This is a genomic window from Photobacterium chitinilyticum, from assembly GCF_004104355.1.
In the GTDB taxonomy this organism is placed as follows: Bacteria; Pseudomonadota; Gammaproteobacteria; order Enterobacterales; family Vibrionaceae; genus Photobacterium; species Photobacterium chitinilyticum.
In genome coordinates this window covers 24,426-43,339 of record NZ_RJLM01000005.1, presented here as the reverse complement: position 1 = coordinate 43,339, position 18,914 = coordinate 24,426, and the positions used below count along the sequence as shown (strand labels likewise).

Below are 18,914 nucleotides of genomic sequence, written 5' to 3'. Positions count from 1 at the left end.
GACGCTTATTTAATCATGCTACGACGTAACCAACCAATGAAAAATACCAACAACATGCCAAACCAAGAGATTGCTCCGCCACTAGCCGACTTCATATTACAGTTATTTTGGGAAATCCCGGTAGAACCAGCAATACAGTCATTCTTAGCCTCTTCTTCTCTAATAATATTGGGGCCAGTGATCGGTTTCTCCGGTACCTTCGCGACATTGGAGAGTATCCAAGAGTAATATGTACCAATACGAGTATAAAAACTCGGTCGTACTAGCGAGCCACACACAAGCTTGCCAACCGGACCACCACTCACAATACCGAACTGAATCCAATCACCCAGAGCATTTTTTACCCTCAGCGGCCCACCACTATCCCCTTTACACGAGTCGGGGCCATACTCCTTCGATGTTCCATCGCTATCAAAAATTACGGCAGGTGGCAATGCACAGACCTTTGTGCGGTTCCTGGGACTATCAATGATATAGTACGCTTCATTTCCAAGCTCAAGGCGATTAAAACATTCGGGCATCGGCAAGAAAGATAACTCGGCTTCCATCAACTTTTCAGATGTCCCCGTACCACTTGTTTGCGTCGAACCCCAGCCTGTCACTTTAGTGTTTTTGGGACGATTAGTATCAGACCACTGCGAACCAAGACTAAGATCGATTTCATCTGCATCCTTATCTGTTGCCAATAATATTGGTGTAATTTGGGCAGAAAAAGGACGATCAACCCGTAATAATGCAATATCGTTATCCAAAGCCGGGCGAAGTACCTCGGTAATAACCGAGCCATCTGGCTGTGGCGTTACTTGAACATTAGCTTGAGGAGAATAATCTGGGTGAACCACTACATGAGATACCGCATAAAGTGTTGCCACATCTTCTACAGTACCGCTTGTAGTACCAACCATAACGTTCAGCTTGCTTGGAGGTATTACCTGGTATTGCTCCGCGCTCGCCTGTTGAACAACACAATGAGCAGCGGTAAGTACCCAGCGCTCATTGACTACTGTTCCACCACAATTATGACTCAACTGCTTTGAGGTTAAACGAATAGAGGCCATCCAACTATGATCATCACTCGGCTTTACTGGTGTCCCGCCAACAACATATCCCGAAACCTCATTGGCCATAATCGGAACTGAAAATATCAGACACAAGCCTACCGCAGCAAATAGATGCCTCACTCTCATTAGGTATAATCCTTAGCAAAAGAAAAATAGCAATCTACCAATGGATGTTAGAATGAAACATTAAGGAAAGAGTGTTATGCGAGTGTATTCTGGTTAATTTATTAAGAAAAGTGAACAGACATCATATATCAGTTAAATAGATCCAAGTTTAATCATTTTTTACAAGGCCCAAGAAAAGGAAGGGCCTGTATAACAAGCCCTGCGAGCAATCATTATTTAGCGCTGGTAGGCGAAAGTAAAATCTAATAATGATTACAACGCCTGTAATGAAGAACAACTTACGTCGTTATAAGCGATATCAACATACAATCCACCAACTTCAGCAGCCAATTTCGGATAAAAACCGTTTGCCGAAGCTGTCTTAACCTTATCTAGGTCAATGGTATAAACTGCTAGACCAAGCATATTAATTTCGCTAGGAATACAACTGTTTGCATTACCGCTTTCAAAACAGATCTGATTAGTAATATCGATCCTGCCGCAAGTTTCACCCTCTACTTTGATCCCTAGGTTTTCAAGCGTGGACTTCGTTGCAACCGGTAATCCATCAGGTGAAGTATTACCCTGGCTTGCGCTAGTGATAACAGCGATATCATAGTAACCAGGATCCAATGTACCAAGCTTACTGGCAACTTGTGCCCCGGTCACTGTAAAAACTTTAGTATTTCCCTGCGCAAGATCTTTAACGTCATCTTCATCACAGCCAGCTAACGCAAGTATTGATAGCAAATAAACGACCTTTTTCATTATTTGTCCTTGATATAGATTTATAATATTAATTAAGACAGTTATGATTTTATCTTTTTCCTTACAACAGTACAGCTTTTGAGCAACATAGTATATCCATCACGAGATTATATCCCACTCAACCAACTATCAGACACTCAACAGAATTTCAGCCATAAACGTCCATAATGTTCAATTACTATACTTTTTACCGGCTGATAATCGTGATTCCGTGTGATCTAAAGCAGGATTTCTTCCCTTATTGCGAAATGCTGGCATAATATTGCCACAACAAATCTACGGACAAATCCCTATGACTATTGAAAATATCGTTAAGCAGCGCGCTGACGCAAAATGTGAACTTTGCTCATCTGAAGATAACCTGAGCGTGTATGAAGTACCTGCTTCTCCGGACACAACTGCTGCCAGCTGTGTAATGGTCTGTGGTACGTGCCGAGATCAAATTGAAGATGCCGATACAATGGAGCAGAATCACTGGCGCTGCCTGAACGATAGTATGTGGAGTCAGGTTCCAGCTGTTCAAGTGATGGCTTACCGTATGCTGAAACGCCTTTCTGCTGAAACTTGGGCACAAGATCTGCTAGACATGCTTTACCTAGAAGAAGACATGATTGAATGGGCTGAAAAAGGCATCGCGTTAGAGGCACTTGACTCTATTCAGACACTGGATGTAAACGGTACTGCGCTACAAGCTGGTGACAACGTCACTATTGTCAAAGATCTTCCAGTAAAAGGTTCTAGCCTAGTTGTTAAACAAGGTACAGCTGTTCGCGGTATTCGTCTAACGGACAACCCCCTGCATATTACCGGCAAAGCAGCTGGCACAAACATGGTAATCATTGCGGCTTACTGCAAAAAGATGTGATTTCTTTTTCAGTCATAATGATCTAACAAAGGCGCTTAATAGCGCCTTTGTTCAATTTAAATAATTGTCCTCAACACCTAAAGCTCAACCTGCCTTTAGTTAATTATCCGACCATATAGCCAATTCATTACCACTCGGCTCTGTAAAGTGAAAACGTCTCCCTCCAGGGAAAGAAAAAATCGGTCGAACAATAATCCCCCCAGCTTTCTCTACATTGAGTAGCGATAATTCAAGATCCTGACTGTAAAGCACAACCAACGCACTACCGTTGGCTGTCGTTGAGCTTAACGTTGACTGAAAAAAGCCACCATCTAATCCTTGATTGGAGAACGCCGAATAGCCATCCCCGTAGTCTACAAAATCCCAGCCAAAAGCCTGTATAAAAAATGCTTTTGTTGCAGCAAGATTGATAGCAGGGAACTCGACGTAATTAATTTTCTCATGTTTTTCTTTCTGTGAATTGTCCATATTTCACCTCATGACGTTCAATAATTCGACTTAAATACACTCATATATATTCCTTATTGGTGATTATACAGCCTCTTCATTGTTAATAAGAAACTACCAACACCCAAATTTTCACATTCCTATTTGCCCTACAGTAAAAAACATGGTTAGAATAGCGGGATAATTGATAGCAGCATCAACGGCTGTTTAATCAAGCAAATATACAATATTTTGTGAGTTAGTCGGGGAGCCTTTGGCTGAGACCACTTCGGTGGGACCCGTTGAACCTGATCCATTTAGTAATGGCGTAGGGAACTAGCAAACGTGTCTTCATGTGGCCTTTCCCAAGCGCCCTTTCTCAGACACCTGCTACCCTGCGCGTAATTTAGGGGTAGTTATGGCCGTACCATCAAAAACACCAATCACACTAACAATTGCTGGCTCAGACAGTGGCGGCGGAGCCGGTATTCAGGCCGATATTAAAGCTATTTCTGCAACAGGCAGTTATGGCTGTTCCGTGATCACTGCCTTGACCGCGCAAAATACGCAAGGCGTCTCAGGAATTCTTGCTGTCGATCCGGAGTTTGTGGAAAAACAGCTAGATGCCGTTTTCACCGATCTTGATATCAAGGCGGTAAAAGTTGGTATGTTGAGCGATACCAATATAATCAAGGTTGTTGCAGCCAAGCTACGTCAATATAAACCCAAATATCTCGTTGTTGATCCAGTCATGGTCGCAACCAGCGGTGATCTCCTGTTACAGCAGGATGCTATATCGTGCCTAAAAACGGAACTGCTACCCTTAGCAGACGTTATCACCCCTAACCTACCGGAAGCTGCCGCTTTACTTGATGTCGCCATTCCTCAAAGTGAGAAAGAAATGGCTAACATGATTGAAGCACTGCGCCAGATAGGAGCGAAATCCGTACTACTTAAAGGTGGTCACCTCGAGCAGGATACCAACAGTACTGATCTGCTTATAATGAACAACGAAGTGATCCGCATGAGCACAGCTCGAATCTCAACTCGTAACACCCATGGAACCGGTTGTACCCTTTCTTCAGCCACTGCCTCATTTCTTGCACAGGGGATTGAATTGAGAGCAGCAGTCCAAAACGCAAAAGCTTACATCACTATGGCAATCAGTCATGCAGACAAGCTTGAGATTGGATCAGGACATGGGCCTGTTCATCATTTCTTTGCCGGTCACTACCAACCAGAATAAGAGAAATGGCTATGCTAGCATCCGCTAAAACCAATCCTTCTTCTGCTGTTGAAGTGCAGTTGCAACACGCCTCGCTGACTTATAAAGATGCCAGCGATGCTTTGTTTGTTGATCTAAATCTTACCCTTCCTGCCGGGAAGTGGACTTGTTTACTCGGAAAAAGTGGCTGTGGGAAAACAACATTATTGCGCCAACTTGCTGAGTTAAATGAGGATAGTGTTGACTGGCACGGGAAGCTTGTCACTTCTGATAATAAGCCTCTAACTGAACGTATCGCCTATATGGCACAGCAAGATCTGCTGCTGCCATGGTTATCAGTCATGGACAATGTCTGCCTTAGCCATCATTTCGGATCGCCCCCCAGCCCACTTGACAATAATAAGGCCATTAAACTTCTGCAAGCCGTTGGACTCAAAGAGTACACGTCTGCAATGCCTGATCAGCTCTCTGGTGGAATGCGCCAACGTGTTGCGCTTGCCAGGACACTGATGCAGGACAAGCCGTTGGTACTAATGGATGAACCATTCTCAGCGCTGGATGCAGTAACACGCCATAAATTGCAAACCCTGTCAGCAGAATTACTCAAAAATCGTACCGTTTTGCTGATCACCCATGATCCACAAGAGGCACTACGCCTGGGGCACAATATCTACATCATGTCCGGCAGGCCTGCCAGTCTCATTGAACTAGGCGTACCTGGAACAGTACCACCAAGGCAGTTTGATGCCCAAATGGCAGTTCACCAGCAATCTATTCTCGAGCAACTGGAGCAGGACTATGGCTGATCTACAATCATCCAGCAATATGAAGACATCGCTTCAGATCCAGCAACTAATCCCGCAACAACACCGAGAGTTATCAAAGAATACATTACGCATTCTAATAAGTTTTGGCGGGATGATTGGGATATGGCAAGCCGCTGTAGTGATATTTAAAATGCCAGCATTCATTCTGCCCGGACCAGCTGCAGTATTTAGCAAACTCATCGAACGTTACGATGTTCTATGGCACCACACAATTGTCACAAGCACCGAAGTTGTGCTCGGGCTATTGCTTGGTTTGATGATGGGATTATTTTTCGCATTGCAAATGTTGCTGTTCGCCCCGTTACGTCGCTGGCTTTTACCCATTCTCATCACCAGCCAGGCAATACCAGTGTTCGCGATAGCACCAATTTTGATGCTATGGCTTGGCTATGGAATCGCCTCGAAAATTGTGATGGCCGCTTTGATCATCTTCTTCCCTGTAACAACGTGTTGTTATGACGGTCTTCGCGATACACCGACAGGATTCCTTGATCTCACCAAAACCATGGGAGCAACGCGCTGGCAACTCTTATGGAAAATTCGGTTACCTGCCGCCCTACCGGCTTTAGCCTCCGGCATAAGAATTGCCGTTGTAGTTGCTCCTATCGGTGCCGTGATTGGCGAATGGGTCGGTTCCAGCGAAGGACTAGGCTACTTGATGCTACAGGCTAACGCACGCATGTTTGTTGACGAAATGTTCGCCGCCCTTTTCATTCTGGCATTCTTTTCAGTCAGCCTCTATTTCACTGCCGATGTGTTGTTAAAGAAAGCAATTCCATGGCAGAGCAACTAAAACACAACCACCTTAATATCAGGCTCAATAAACAATAACGACAGGAATTATTAATGAAAAAGTATTTACTGCATGGCTTAGCGGTACTTTCACTTTCTATGGCTTCATTTGGTGCAGCAGCAGAGAAAATAACCCTAATGCTGGACTGGTTCGTAAACCCAAACCATGGCCCTATCATTTTAGCTCAGGAAAAAGGGTGGTTTGCCGAGCAAGGACTTGAGGTCGAAATCCAAGAACCAGCCGATCCTAGTATTCCGGATAAGCTGGTCGCCGCAGGCAAAATTGATATGGCTGTATCGTATCAAAGTACCCTAATCTCAAGTACCGCTGCCGGCCTACCGGTAGTACGATCCGCCACCCTAATTTCTGGCCCGCTCAACTCTCTAATTGTATTAGATAAGTCCGGAATTAAAACTCTGGCAGATCTAAAAGACAAGCAAATTGGTGTTGCAATTGGCGGCAGCGAAGACGCGACCATAGGTACAATGCTTAACTCCGCCAATGTCAGTATGGATAGCGTGAAAATCATCAACGTTGGTTGGGCACTTTCGTCATCACTTGCCTCAGGGAAGGTGGATGCAATCTGGGGAGGTTTAAGAAACTTTGAACTAAACCAGCTTGAACTCGAAGGCTACAAAGCAACGGCATTCTATCCTGAAGAGCATGGTGTTCCCCCCTACGATGAGCTGATCGTTGTTGCCAATAAACACAAATTCAACCCGAAAACTATTAATAAATTCAACAGCGCTGTCGAGAAGGCAACTGTCTATCTGATTAACCACCCTGAGAAAGCGTGGCAGGAATTCGTATCTTATTCACCCGACACACTGAATAACGATCTTAACCGTAGAGCCTGGGAAGACACTCTTACCCGTTTCGCGTTACGTCCGGGCGCAGTTGAACTGAAGCGTTACAACGAATATGCAGAATTCATGAAGCAGCACAACATCATCAATACACTACCTCAGGCTAAAGATTACGTACTGACATACTGATCACTACCTTTACTATATTTATCAAGGATCTCCTGTGAACCATAAAGACTTAATCAAAGCCTGCCAGCAAGACTGGCATGACTACACAGAACACAGTTTTGTTACTCAGCTGGCCAAAGGCGAGCTGAACAAAAGTGCCTATTTACACTACCTTAAGCAAGACTTCCTGTTCCTGAAGCACTATGCCCGCGCCTACGCACTGGCAATCTTCAAATCTCGTACCCTTGCCGAAATGCGTGAGCCACTGCCAAGCCTGACAGCACTGCTCGATACCGAGATGTCCCATCACGTCGAATACTGCGCCAAATGGGGATTAACCGAATCCGATATGGAAGGCGAGCCTGAAGATTTTGGCACGGTAAGTTACACACGTTATGTACTCGATACTGGTATGGCAGGAGATCGTATTGATCTTTTTGCAGCGCTTGCACCATGTGCAATTGGCTATGCCATGATCGGAACTCAGCTTATAAACTGGACAGAGACACAACTGGACAACAACCCATATCGAAGCTGGATCGAACTATATAGCGGAGAAGAGTTCCAGTCTGGTGCCCGGGATACCATTGAACGCCTTGATGAAATGTTGGACGAGATACCGTTAAACAGCCAGCGAGGCCAAAGGCTATGCGAGATTTTCAAAACGGCCACGCGTATGGAAGTAGCATTTTGGCAACAGGGGCTCAACGCTTCGATTAGCTAACAGAATCAAATGTCAGGTGTCTGTTCGTTGGCACCTGACACTTTTTGCCCCTCTAGCATCATTAGTAACACCGACATGGCATCATCCATCATTTCATACTGACGTGCCTTACCCAACACTCTGATACCCTGCATCTGCATTACCAAAAAATGGCTAAGTTTTGCTGGCTCAATAATCATCCTGAGCTCACCTTGCCGCTGAGCATTTTCGATCGCGTTTGTAAAACTACCTGATAGCGCCTGATAGAGCTGGCTACCAGCGTCAAGCACTTCATCATCGTTATATGCCCGTTCCAAAATAGCATTTTGCATAAAACAGCCACACTTCTGCTCACGTTGCAGTGCTGCGAAACATTTCAGATACGCAACAATATCTGGGTAACAAGCCGATTCGTGAAGGCTCTCAGACAGCATCGGAAACGATATTTTCTTAAGGTAATAATCTAGCGCCTCACGATACAGCGACTCCTTATCAACATAAGTGTTGTACAGGCTAAACCTGTTAATACCAAGATGGTTCACCAAATCAGAGACAGACGTATCTGCGTAGCCTTGTTGCCAGAAAAGCTCCATCGCAAGCAACAGCTTTTCTTCACGGTCAAAATTCTTTGTTCTTGCCATCTCGACTCCTTACGAGAAAAAGATCAAATCATTCTTGACTGATCGTTCTGTTATTGATTACAGTTTAAACTAAACGATCGTTCTGATAAAGGGAATACAATGAAAATCTATGAACTGGGTCCTGCACCAAGTGCCCGCCGAGTCAGTATCTTCTTGGCAGAAAAAGGAATTGAGGTCGAGCGCCAACATATTGATATCCGCGGAGGCGAAAACCTCAGCGAAGACTTTAAAGCAAAAAGCCTTAACGGGCAGATCCCGGTGCTCGAACTGGATGATGGTACTACCATCTGTGAATCGGTCGCAATTTGCCGCTATTTCGATGAAGCATACCCGACAGAGTATTCTCTGTTTGGTAACAATGCTCTCGAAAAAGCCCAGGTTGAAATGTGGCAACGTCTAGTCGAACTACGCGGACTGCTGGTTGCAATGCAGGCATTCCGTAATATCAGCGGAATTTATCAGGATCGGGAGAACTGCATTGCTGAGTGGGGAGAGGAATCACGACAGCGTTTAATCGAATTTATTCCAACCCTCGATAAACAACTTGCTGTAACACCCTATATAGCTGGTAATAATTTCAGTATCGCTGATATTACAACGGTTATTTTGTGTGACTTCATACAAAACCTCGAAATTCAAATCGATGACAGCTTGCCGAACTTACAACGGTGGTATCAACACGTTAGCGAGCGTCCCTCAATAAAAGCTTAAAAGGAATTAACATGATAGATCTATACACTGCAGCCACGCCCAATGGCCATAAGATATCCATCGCACTGGAAGAAATGGAACTTGAATACCGCGTGCATGCACTGGACTTAATGGCCGCAGAGCAAAAACAACCAGAATTCACCGCTGTTAACCCAAACGGACGAATTCCTGCAATTATTGACACAGACAATGACAATTTTTCCGTTTTTGAATCCGGTGCAATACTATTATATCTAGCTGAAAAAACAGGAAAGTTTTTGCCACAGGATCCAAAGAAACGCTCACAGGTCATCCAGTGGCTGATGTTTCAAATGGGTGGAGTTGGGCCAATGATGGGCCAGGCTAATGTGTTTTATCGCTATTTCCCAGAAACTATTCCATCAGCCATAGAGCGCTATCAACATGAGGGCCGACGTCTGTTTGAAGTTATGGACAACCAGTTAGCCAAGCATGCCTATCTTGCCGGCGAAGAATACACCATAGCAGATATGGCAACTTGGCCATGGGTCCGTATCTATGAATGGAGTGGTATTGATATCGAGGGACTTTCGCACTTACAGCGTTGGCTAGATGAGCTGGCCAAGCGACCAGCTTGTCAAAAAGGTGTCCTTGTCCCTCTGCCATCTGACTTAACTGACGAAGAACGAGCAGTTGAGATTAGAAAGATGGTGACTCGTTAACAGGTAGGTAGAAAAAACAAACCAGCGACGGACTAGCTCCCCGCTGGTTTTGTCTTGATAAGGTGCTCGTTAAATCCCAGTTCAACCAAGAACTCAAATGCCTGCCAAACATCAATAGGGATATCCTGTGATATTGAGTACCCTTGAGCAGGGTAATCCCTTATACGCTGTAGATCACCCACCATCACATTAATAACATCAGAGTATGTAAGCTGTTCATTCGGGTATTCGTCAAAGCTTATCGGTGGTGATGAAACAGTTATCTGTTTACCAGGCCATTGCTGCATAAACGTTGCATAGGTTCTTCTTTCCATAAAAGGCTTCTGAACCAAAATGAACTGCTGTGGGTCAAGGCCTTTCTCTTCCAGTAACGCTCGAGTAAAAAGCACATTTTCACCAGTATTGGTCGACTGAGGTTCAATAAGAATGCAGTCATCCGGCACCCCCATGTCCACCGCAACGAGCGCAAATGACTCGGCTTCAGAACGGCTAAACATCCCGTTAGTTAACTCGCCTACTCCACCAGAGAAAATGATATAAGGTGCATAACCATCTAAAAACAATCTTGCCGCATGCTCAGCAACACGCACATCATTACTGCATAGCACAAAAATACAGTCACTTTTCTCTAGCGAGTCATTGAGCAAATGGTAATTCCATACCTTTTGAGCAAGTGAATGAACCTGTGACGCCATATATCCATCCTCATCGATAACCATTGATATTCATTGTTCAGATGTCCATGGTTAACATTGCACAACAACAATGAAGCTAGCATGACAATTGTTAGTGAATAACTTAGGAGACTAGCTATGGGGGAATCAACACGTCCCCCCATAATAAAACACAGTGGCTAGGTGTGTTTGTTCGGTCTGTTAATTAGGTTCGGTGCCACCAGTCTGGAACAATATGACAACTACCTGAGTCTGAGCTCAGCCAGCCTTGTTCGCCCTCGATAGTAAGCTGAAGCTGCATAGTACGCTCGATCATTCCTTCAAGCTCAGCGAGCGTCGCATCGTTGATATACACGACCGAAACATTCTCATACTGAGTGATCTTGCTCTTGCTCTGTTGCCACCAAACAGGAGCTGCATTGTCGCCGTATGCAAAAATAATCACCTGCTGAGAGCGGTGGGAAGCTTTACGAATTCGCTTCTCTTCAGGTAAGCCTAGCTCGATCCATAGCTCAATTTCATCGCTGAGGCTTTTAGTCCATAGATCAGGTTCATCGGTATCTGATAGCCCTTTGGTAAATTGCAGCTCTTCATCTGCATTTAGTCCCCAGGCTACAAGACGAAGCATTAACCGCTGGATTGTCTCTGAGGGGTGACATGCTAATGTGTGAGATTTATCAATATAAACGTGTCGGTCCAGATCAGCTACATTGAACTGGGCCTTATAAATGGTGGCTTTCTGTGCCATAACAAAATACCTGGGTTTAAGATGCGTGAAGTGTAGTAAGAATAAGACAAGAGTTCAATTTCTATTGACTTTTCAAAGCAATAACTTGCTGGTTAATCGTGGCCATTTCTCTTGCCAGTTGCTGACATTCTTGCTTCAGCTCAGCCTGGGGCAGCTGGTTAAATTTTTGTTGATAATACTTCCCGGCATTGGCCAGCGACGTTTTCCATTCGATCACTTCAACTGCTGATAGTTCTTCGTTTAACAGCCTCTTCCCTTCCAAGATATAATCTTGTGCAACCGTAGCATAATCATCAAAGGCAACTTTAACATCCGTACTGATACGATCATCAAGCCGGTTGCACCCCTGAATCACGACACCTCGAAGTCGGTATGTTGTATAAATACCCACCAACTTATCTTTCATTACATCTATTTGGCCCCTAGAGCTAGGAGTATTCGTCACCTCAGATGCTTCAGTGGTAACTGAAGTAAATATCAACGAAAAACCAAGACACCAAGCTCTAATGAACACAGTCAATTAACCTATCAAACACATAACTGATCCAATAATACGTGATTATCGGTATTGTGCTCATCGATTTTCGTGATCCAACGCTCAGCTTCAAAACGATGTTTTATTCCAATAATGAATCCAGATCCAGTGTCTGGTTAACAATTGACTCTTTCTTGGCTTTTGACAGCTTTTTGATCCTATATTCCAACTGCATTGCCTTTCTTTTATCACCGACTTGTGCTGTCCACGCCAATACCAATGGCCCCTTCCCTTTTAAGTATTTAGCCCCTTTCTTACTGCCGCTATGCTCATTCAAACGGCGTCCGACATCTGTCGTAACACCACAATAAAGATGGTTCGATGCTGTTCTAATCAAGTAGACCGACCATTGCACGGTTTTATTACCCACAGTATCAGCACTATCGGTGGCTTTAACCGCCAGGGGACATGTATCTGTTTGCTTCATCATATAAAAAGGCTCAGCCAATGCTGAGCCGTATTCTGGTTAACCACTCTGCTGGGTAACACTTAAGACGTCAAAGACTCAAGAAGATCTTTCAGTTCAGCTATCTCTAGTTTCATAGCTTCAACCTCTTCTTCAAGTTTGGCTACCCGCTGTGAGGTTGGTGACGAACCACCAGCAACAGGGGCAGCGGCTTGCTCTGCTAGTGCTTCTAGATCTATCTCACCGCTGAACAGATGCATATAACGAAAATCACGCTTACCTGTCTCTTTTGGCAATTTCACCACATACGGACCTTTTGCATGCTCAGCCAACCCGTCTAATACTGCTTCGGCTTCTTTCACATCAGCAAAGTCACAAAGACGATTAGTACGTGTACGTATTTCACCCGGTGTTTGCGGACCACGGAGCAACATCACGCATAGTGCAGCCTTCTCCTGCTTGGTAAACTGAAAAGTACTGAATTCAGTATTACAGAACCGATGCTGATACTTTGCTACTCGGCTACCCTGCCCTGCTGTCACTTCTTGAATGAAGCGTTTTGATTTCAACTCTTCAACGGTATCGAGTACCGTTGCCTCATCCAGCGATAATACCGGCTCGCGATTACTTTTCTGGTTGCATGCAGTCGTTAATGCATTCAATGTCAATGGGTATTGATCCGGGGTAGTGACTTCTTTTTCTAGTAAACAACCCACCACTCGCGCTTCATTCTGTGAAAAGCAAATATCCATGATCTTCCCTCACCCTTCTTACTTGTTCTGATACCAATACTGATTCCACTCTCCGAAAGCAGCCCACTGCAAAGACTGGAATCAGCAATGACCTGTAGGCAGATTAGCATGCCCAGCCTGAACAACAAGCGTTAGTCGAACCGAGTGTATGAAAATCAATCAATTAGCTAGCTAATATTACGAGGTTACAACGTGTAAGCATGGGTGGGTAAGTAAGAAGAGCAAGCCCGACCACCTTTCAGCACTAAAAAGCATAAAAGTACAGCCAAGCACATGATATTTTATAATGTGTATTTGTATTTAATCAGGTAAATTCTGCAACGACAAAACGGTTTCGTCCTTGTTCTTTGGCTTTATATAACACCTTATCGACGATTTCATACATATTTTCAGCCGTTTCAAGGCCGGTAGGAATCCAAGACACCATACCTTGGCTCACAGTCACTACACTCGATGTCGTGGATTTTAAGTGCGGAATTTCTAGCTTCTGAATACAATTTTTCAGCCTTTCACATTCTTTAACAGCCTTTGTTTTATCACAGTGACTGAGCAATATGACAAACTCTTCCCCGCCATAGCGTGCTGCTAACTCACCAGCCCGACTGAATGTCTGCTTAAGTTCACTGGCAACCGCTTGCAAACAACGATCACCTTCAAGGTGGCCATAATAATCATTGAATGGTTTGAAATGATCTACATCCGCCATGATAATCGTTAGCGAGAAATTATTTCGTCCATGCCATGAAATAAACTCGGTCAGCTTTTGGTCAAGATATCGACGGTTGGCCAGCTTGGTTAAACCATCTTCATTCACCTGTTGCGACAGACGTTCATTCGCCAGTTCAAGTTGCTCCGATGCTTCCTTCAGTTTATGTCGCATATGCGCTATACGCTGCATAGCTTTCAACTTAGACACCAAAACCATCTTATTGACAGGTTTAACCAAGTAATCATCCCCTCCCATATCTATTGCTTTTGCAATCATTTCAGGTTCATCATGACCACTCAAAAAGATAATTGGAACCCAATCAGGATGTGTGATTCGAATCTGTTCCGCCACTTCAGTACCACTCATATCCGGCATGCTGATATCAAGTAGCACCAGATCTGGGTCAAATAACGGGTATTTTTCAATTGCTTCATGCCCTGAACCAACCGCCTCTACAATATGACCTAAGCGCTGCAGTCGCATTGCGAGCTGCATTCGTTCTAGGTGAACATCGTCGACTAGTAAGATACGCATTGCTTCCATGAAAGCATCCTGTTGATATTGAAACATTTGTACTGTCTTAAGTTATAGCACAGCTGAGAAATTTACCTAACGTTAATATGAGCATAATTTCATCACAAATGATCGAACGTGACTTAGTTAGCAAGTTTTAAAACCCAATTGGCAATCTGTTACCGATAAGTAGATATATTATTCAAGCTGACCAAAAAAGATGGTCAAGCGGAGAAAAGTTGACATTTATACGTAGGGATATAGGATTCCCCTCCTTAACTATTCATGCTGTAGGAATTAGCTATGTCTGAGATTGAAAATAAAGAAGAACAAATCGTTGAAGAAGTGACATTTACTCTAGACGACTGTTCACCGGAACTTCGCCAGGTTATCGAGTTTGAAGAAGTGCCAGAAGAGCTATTGGGCATGCTAATCAACGTTTATAAAGCATCTGAGCCAACGTCTCATGAAGCATGGAATCAACTACCGGCAAGTGCCCAGAATGTACTGGATAACTTCGAGCAGTTTCACGCTCTAATCGCACTTAGCCAAAGCTATTCAGGCGTAGATTTCCTGGGTGAAATGCAGGAATCGAAAAAACCTGACGATATGTCTGAAGAAGAGTACACCGAGTATAAAGCTGTAATGCTGGACAAAGTTCTTCACAACTGTGTGAAGGATATGTGCAAGCAACTTAAGAAAGCACGCCGCAACCCACCAATGAAGCGTGAGTTTCTGGAAATCTTCAAGAAATAGTCTTGCAGATCCCTAAGGGAGGTTTCTACCTCCCTTTACCTCTGCCAGTCGAATTACCTTGTTAGCCTCCTCTTTATCATTTTTCATGGTAAACTTACTTTTCGTAGTAAATTTATATGTAACATCATAAATCCCCTTCATATTTATCAATTAAATCTAAGTTAAAGGGAAGAGTTACGCTTTGTTTCAGTAATCAGAGGTATTAATGTCAAGCCATGAGCAGATTAAATTTCGAACTGAAGTTTACTTCATTCCAAGCCAAGGCATAATCAAATCTCCCGATTCAATACAAAAGCTTAACCTTTCAGAACAAAAGATCCTGACTTTTCTAATTACTAATTATCAGCGCCCGGTTACAAAAAGTGAACTACTGCAGGCAGGTTGGCCGGATCGTATTGTTACAGAGGCCTCACTGTTTCAGGTAATACGAGCTCTTCGGGTAAAGCTTCAAGAGAGACGCAAAGGTGAAGTGATTGAAACCCTGCCTCGCGTTGGTTATCAAATCACCCAATTTGAGCAACAACAAACTTCCTTCGGCGCTGACTCGCCAGGGAAATACAAACGACTAGTTAGCCGGTCCCTTATACTCTTTTCCTTTTTGTGTTTCCTTTTTGCGGCCAGTATTGGCGGCTATTTATGGCTGAGCCGCTACAAACACCAGGAGCAGGCGGTCTATCAGACTAAAACTGAAACATGGGGAAATAACAAACTCACTTTCATCGCCACTAGCCAACAAGACTTGAATGATCTAGCCCAGAAGCTTGATCATACCTACCAACAGTACCTCAACCAAACAAGTCCATCTAAAATCCAAAATGTGAGAGCTTTTGCTGTTAAAGGTAACGGGCTCTACTCCATAGCCTGGTGTCGTGTTGACGAAAAAGAAGCCTGCCTACCAAAGACTGATTTTTCTTATACTCTTGAGTATCACGATTGGGAAAAATTCTCGGACTTTCTTATCTTTGAAGCCAAATCATATCGAAACGACCCGATAATCCAGACAGAGTTAGCACGAGAGCCGACCGCTCAAGTATTCATGAATTATGTCGATGATTCAGGCATTCAGTCAAAAGTCATTCATCGCTACATCTCCAAGGGTGAACATGACAGCTTAAACTACTCTTACATGTCGTTCATTACAGAGAAAGATACAGACTTCCATCATGCCCTGTCAGTACGTGCTGCTGCCTTATCGATTGTAGAAAATCACTCGCCCTTTCTTGCTACAGCTCAATTAAAGCCTGATATGTTTCACTGGGCTTATCAGCCAAATGATTATTGTATCGAGGATAAGTCAACCGCATTAATGACTGAGGCAAGAATGAGGGATGATTTTAAAGCTAAACGTATCGTTTACAGCTACCTTTTATTCCAGCAACCATATCTAGACTTGGTCTTCTACCCTAATGTGGGTATCTATTGGATCCATAACAGTGTCAAAAATACCGAGCTGTTTAATGTCAAACAGTATGTGCAGACAACTAAACAGCCAAGTAATTTTCGCTAAAACGAGCGTCTTGAAGTAGTTTGGCGATAAATAAAATCTTGGTATACCGAGTCGGCAGCTTATACAATATCGCAATGTCAACTTGTTATTATATCATCCATGAGCTTACTTTTTTTAAAGCACAGCAATCGAGTAGCAGCTGTATTAGCTACTCTGTTTTTTTCGGGCTGCGCTGTCTATGCCGGATACAACTATGATCAAATCTACGGCATGCCCCAGCCCCAAGAGCGTATGCTACCGGCATCGACTCCTATTGCTCAGCGCTACTTGACCGACGTTAAGCCGCTAATCGAAAACCGCTGTGTTGTTTGCCATGCATGTTACGATGCTCCATGCCAGCTAAAGTTATCCTCTTCGGAAGGTATCGACCGTGGTGCGAACAAAGACAAAGTCTATCAAGGCACACGTCTACTGGCAGCGAACACAACCCGAATGTTTATTGATGCTCAGAGCACAGCCGAGTGGCGCGAGAAAGGATTTTCCCCTGTACTCAATGAACGGGAGCAGTCACCAGAAGCTAATACTCAAGCTGGCGTAATGGCCAGAATGCTTCAGTTGAAGCAAGCTCACCCTTTGCCATCGGAAACTGTGCTTGAGCCCGACAACTGGGACTTTTCACTGGATCGAGATCAACAATGCCCGACGATTGAGGAAATGGATCAATACGAGCAAGAATACCCGAAATGGGGAATGCCCTACGGATTACCCCAAATCGCGGACCATGAAAATGACACACTAATAGAATGGTTAGCCGCTGGAGCACCGATGACCGGTGTAGCCCCCCCCTCTAAAGCCATTCAGGCAAAAGTTCGTGAGTGGGAAACTTTTTTAAACGGTGATTCGTTGAAAGAGCAGCTTGTCAGCCGCTATCTATATGAACATTTGTTTGTTTCAAACCTGTATTTTACGAGCGATAAACGCCCAGTTTTCTTTAAGCTTGTACGTTCAAGAACAGCACCTGATAGCCCGGTAGATATGATTGCGACTCGTCGCCCATTTGACGATCCCGAAGTTGATCGCGTCTATTATCGATTTATTCAGGTTCGAGAAACAATCGTTGATAAAACCCACATGCCTTATGCCCTTAGCAAGGAAAAAATGGCAAGGTTTAACGAGCTGTTTTTTGAACCCTACTATACTGTCTCTACACTGCCGGGCTATGAACCAGATATTGCCGCTAACCCTCTGATGTCATTCAGCCAGCTACCCGTGAATGCCCGTTATCGTTTTATGATTGATAATGCGCAAAACACTATCATGGGCTTCATCAAAGGGCCGGTATGCCGAGGCCAGTTGGCATTGAATGTCATCAACGACAGATTCTGGGTCTTCTTTGTTGATCCCGAGATGGCAGATATCCCAAGTGTCAACAGCTTCTATAATGCACAAGCACACAACCTCCGGTTACCCGCTGAAAACGAGAGCAACACCCTACCGCTAACAAAATGGATTTCCTATTCCAAACAGCAAGGACGATTTTTGCGGGCCAAAAATACCCTAATGAACCAAACGTTTGAAAATGGCGAGCATTTAACGACAGATTTGATTTGGAATGGTAACGGTAGCAATGATAACGCGACCTTAACCATCTTTCGCCATTTCGACAGCGCAACAGTTGCAAAGGGGCTTATTGGTGATCATCCGAAAACAGCCTGGGTTCTTGATTATTCTTTAATTGAGCGTATTCACTATTTGCTGGTCGCCGGCTTTGATGTTTATGGCAATTTTGGGCACCAGCTCGTGACACGGATGTATATGGACTTCCTACGTATGGAGGGGGAATCTAACTTCTTGTCTCTATTACCAGCCCAAACCAGACGCCAGGAATTGGCTCGTTGGTATCAGGGCGCAGATCAGCACTTAAGTTTGTTTTTGCAGGGTGATATCAATGAATTTAACCAACCGACGGGCATTCAGTATAAGACAGATAATCCCAAGAAAGAGCTGCTGAACCTATTGCAGACTCGCTTAGGTAAAGTAAGTTCTAACCGCTTTGCGCTGTCCAACACCCAGCTGGCGTCTGAAAGTATGGCTGCACTAAGTGCAATTGAGCAGCATAAAGGTAAGCAGGCGACTCTGTTCCCTGAACTGACATTTATTGTCATCGAACCAAGTGAACGCAATGTAGATCCGCAACTGTTCACTCTTGTTCGAAACAGCGCCCACAAGAACGTTTCAAGCCTGTTTGACGAGGCGTCGAATCGTCAGTTTGAAGGCGATGACTTGACACTTGTATCAGGTTTGCTCGGTAGTTATCCGGGAGCCTTTTGGCACCTACAAGAATCGCAGCTACCTAAGCTCGCGGCTCAATTAAAAGCAGTTAACACTGAACAAGACTACCGCAAGCTACTCGATGAGTACGCAGTTCGCAGGACAAGCCCAGACTTCTGGTCTTTTAGTGACAAGCTGAACCAGCTCTATCAACAAAATTACCCGATTGAGGCCGGATTGCTGGACTATAATCGCTTGGAAAATAGATAACGAAACTGCGTCTTCCTACCAAAAGCCTGCTTCGCGCAGGCTTTTTATCCCTCT

The 18,914-nt window shown here is 44.2% G+C and carries 21 protein-coding genes and 1 riboswitch; of the genes, 11 read left to right on the top strand and 10 right to left on the bottom strand.

Annotation, left to right across the window (positions count from 1 at the left end; all coding sequences use genetic code 11):
- Positions 1 to 5 precede the first annotated feature (5 nt).
- Both EDI28_RS13325 and EDI28_RS13320 read right to left on the bottom strand, forming a co-directional pair.
- Positions 6 to 1,187, bottom strand: coding sequence for a trypsin-like serine protease (locus EDI28_RS13325; protein ID WP_128784380.1), 1,182 nt, complete (start codon positions 1,185 to 1,187; stop codon positions 6 to 8).
- A 252-nt stretch (positions 1,188 to 1,439) separates the two neighbouring features.
- Positions 1,440 to 1,934 (bottom strand): hypothetical protein, encoded by a 495-nt coding sequence (locus EDI28_RS13320; RefSeq protein ID WP_128784379.1) that lies wholly within the window; start codon positions 1,932 to 1,934, stop codon positions 1,440 to 1,442.
- 292 nt (positions 1,935 to 2,226) lie between these two features.
- Here EDI28_RS13320 and EDI28_RS13315 point away from each other — a divergent pair, with 292 nt between their 5' ends.
- Positions 2,227 to 2,799, top strand: a complete 573-nt coding sequence (locus tag EDI28_RS13315) for a PhnA domain-containing protein (RefSeq protein WP_128784378.1) — start codon at positions 2,227 to 2,229, stop codon at positions 2,797 to 2,799.
- Between the two features lie 99 nt (positions 2,800 to 2,898).
- On the opposite strand, the gene EDI28_RS13310 is transcribed toward EDI28_RS13315, so the two are convergent.
- Complete coding sequence (locus EDI28_RS13310; RefSeq protein WP_128784377.1) at positions 2,899 to 3,267, bottom strand: VOC family protein; 369 nt, start codon at positions 3,265 to 3,267, stop codon at positions 2,899 to 2,901.
- A 212-nt stretch (positions 3,268 to 3,479) separates the two neighbouring features.
- Positions 3,480 to 3,577: riboswitch (TPP riboswitch) on the top strand.
- Between the two features lie 66 nt (positions 3,578 to 3,643).
- Here EDI28_RS13310 and thiD point away from each other — a divergent pair.
- From thiD to tenA, 5 genes are read left to right on the top strand one after another with little or no spacing between them, the layout of a single operon-like run.
- On the top strand, positions 3,644 to 4,471 hold the full coding sequence (gene thiD / locus EDI28_RS13305) for a bifunctional hydroxymethylpyrimidine kinase/phosphomethylpyrimidine kinase (protein WP_128784376.1): 828 nt from the start codon (positions 3,644 to 3,646) through the stop codon (positions 4,469 to 4,471).
- 11 nt (positions 4,472 to 4,482) lie between these two features.
- The gene (locus tag EDI28_RS13300; protein WP_128784375.1) at positions 4,483 to 5,256 is read left to right on the top strand and encodes an ABC transporter ATP-binding protein; all 774 of its coding nucleotides are present in this window, start codon (positions 4,483 to 4,485) and stop codon (positions 5,254 to 5,256) included.
- A gap of 19 nt (positions 5,257 to 5,275) precedes the next feature.
- Positions 5,276 to 6,070 (top strand): ABC transporter permease, encoded by a 795-nt coding sequence (locus tag EDI28_RS13295; RefSeq protein WP_128784723.1) that lies wholly within the window; start codon positions 5,276 to 5,278, stop codon positions 6,068 to 6,070.
- A 53-nt stretch (positions 6,071 to 6,123) separates the two neighbouring features.
- Entirely contained in the window at positions 6,124 to 7,065 is a 942-nt protein-coding gene (locus tag EDI28_RS13290) for an ABC transporter substrate-binding protein (RefSeq protein ID WP_128784374.1), read from the top strand.
- 34 nt (positions 7,066 to 7,099) lie between these two features.
- On the top strand, positions 7,100 to 7,768 hold the full coding sequence (tenA, locus tag EDI28_RS13285; RefSeq protein WP_128784373.1) for a thiaminase II: 669 nt from the start codon (positions 7,100 to 7,102) through the stop codon (positions 7,766 to 7,768).
- 5 nt (positions 7,769 to 7,773) lie between these two features.
- Here tenA and EDI28_RS13280 read toward each other — a convergent pair whose 3' ends face one another.
- Positions 7,774 to 8,388: a TetR/AcrR family transcriptional regulator gene (locus EDI28_RS13280; RefSeq protein ID WP_128784372.1), complete on the bottom strand. Its 615-nt coding sequence runs from the start codon at positions 8,386 to 8,388 to the stop codon at positions 7,774 to 7,776.
- Positions 8,389 to 8,487: 99 nt separating this feature from the next.
- Between EDI28_RS13280 and EDI28_RS13275 the strand changes: the two genes are divergently transcribed.
- Together EDI28_RS13275 and EDI28_RS13270 are read left to right on the top strand one after the other, a co-directional pair.
- Complete coding sequence (locus tag EDI28_RS13275) at positions 8,488 to 9,099, top strand: glutathione S-transferase (protein WP_128784371.1); 612 nt, start codon at positions 8,488 to 8,490, stop codon at positions 9,097 to 9,099.
- Positions 9,100 to 9,110: 11 nt separating this feature from the next.
- A complete protein-coding gene (locus tag EDI28_RS13270) occupies positions 9,111 to 9,779 on the top strand; it encodes a glutathione binding-like protein (protein WP_128784370.1) in 669 nt (222 codons plus the stop codon).
- 32 nt (positions 9,780 to 9,811) lie between these two features.
- On the opposite strand, the gene EDI28_RS13265 is transcribed toward EDI28_RS13270, so the two are convergent.
- The 6 genes from EDI28_RS13265 to EDI28_RS13240 form a co-directional block, all read right to left on the bottom strand.
- Entirely contained in the window at positions 9,812 to 10,474 is a 663-nt protein-coding gene (locus EDI28_RS13265; protein WP_128784369.1) for a YdcF family protein, read from the bottom strand.
- A gap of 184 nt (positions 10,475 to 10,658) precedes the next feature.
- A complete protein-coding gene (locus EDI28_RS13260) occupies positions 10,659 to 11,201 on the bottom strand; it encodes a YaeQ family protein (RefSeq protein ID WP_128784368.1) in 543 nt (180 codons plus the stop codon).
- Between the two features lie 61 nt (positions 11,202 to 11,262).
- On the bottom strand, positions 11,263 to 11,607 hold the full coding sequence (locus tag EDI28_RS13255) for a hypothetical protein (RefSeq protein WP_128784367.1): 345 nt from the start codon (positions 11,605 to 11,607) through the stop codon (positions 11,263 to 11,265).
- 211 nt (positions 11,608 to 11,818) lie between these two features.
- Entirely contained in the window at positions 11,819 to 12,163 is a 345-nt protein-coding gene (locus tag EDI28_RS13250) for a GIY-YIG nuclease family protein (protein ID WP_128784722.1), read from the bottom strand.
- Between the two features lie 62 nt (positions 12,164 to 12,225).
- A complete protein-coding gene (locus tag EDI28_RS13245) occupies positions 12,226 to 12,894 on the bottom strand; it encodes a YceH family protein (protein ID WP_128784366.1) in 669 nt (222 codons plus the stop codon).
- Positions 12,895 to 13,198: 304 nt separating this feature from the next.
- The gene (locus EDI28_RS13240) at positions 13,199 to 14,137 is read right to left on the bottom strand and encodes a GGDEF domain-containing response regulator (protein WP_199287436.1); all 939 of its coding nucleotides are present in this window, start codon (positions 14,135 to 14,137) and stop codon (positions 13,199 to 13,201) included.
- Positions 14,138 to 14,419: 282 nt separating this feature from the next.
- On the opposite strand from EDI28_RS13240, the gene EDI28_RS13235 reads away from it, so the two are divergent.
- From EDI28_RS13235 to EDI28_RS13225, 3 genes are all read left to right on the top strand, one after another.
- On the top strand, positions 14,420 to 14,872 hold the full coding sequence (locus EDI28_RS13235; RefSeq protein WP_128784364.1) for a DUF3069 domain-containing protein: 453 nt from the start codon (positions 14,420 to 14,422) through the stop codon (positions 14,870 to 14,872).
- Between the two features lie 205 nt (positions 14,873 to 15,077).
- Positions 15,078 to 16,379: a winged helix-turn-helix domain-containing protein gene (locus tag EDI28_RS13230; RefSeq protein WP_128784363.1), complete on the top strand. Its 1,302-nt coding sequence runs from the start codon at positions 15,078 to 15,080 to the stop codon at positions 16,377 to 16,379.
- A gap of 99 nt (positions 16,380 to 16,478) precedes the next feature.
- Positions 16,479 to 18,860, top strand: a complete 2,382-nt coding sequence (locus tag EDI28_RS13225; RefSeq protein WP_128784362.1) for a fatty acid cis/trans isomerase — start codon at positions 16,479 to 16,481, stop codon at positions 18,858 to 18,860.
- The last annotated feature ends 54 nt before the right edge of the window (positions 18,861 to 18,914 follow it).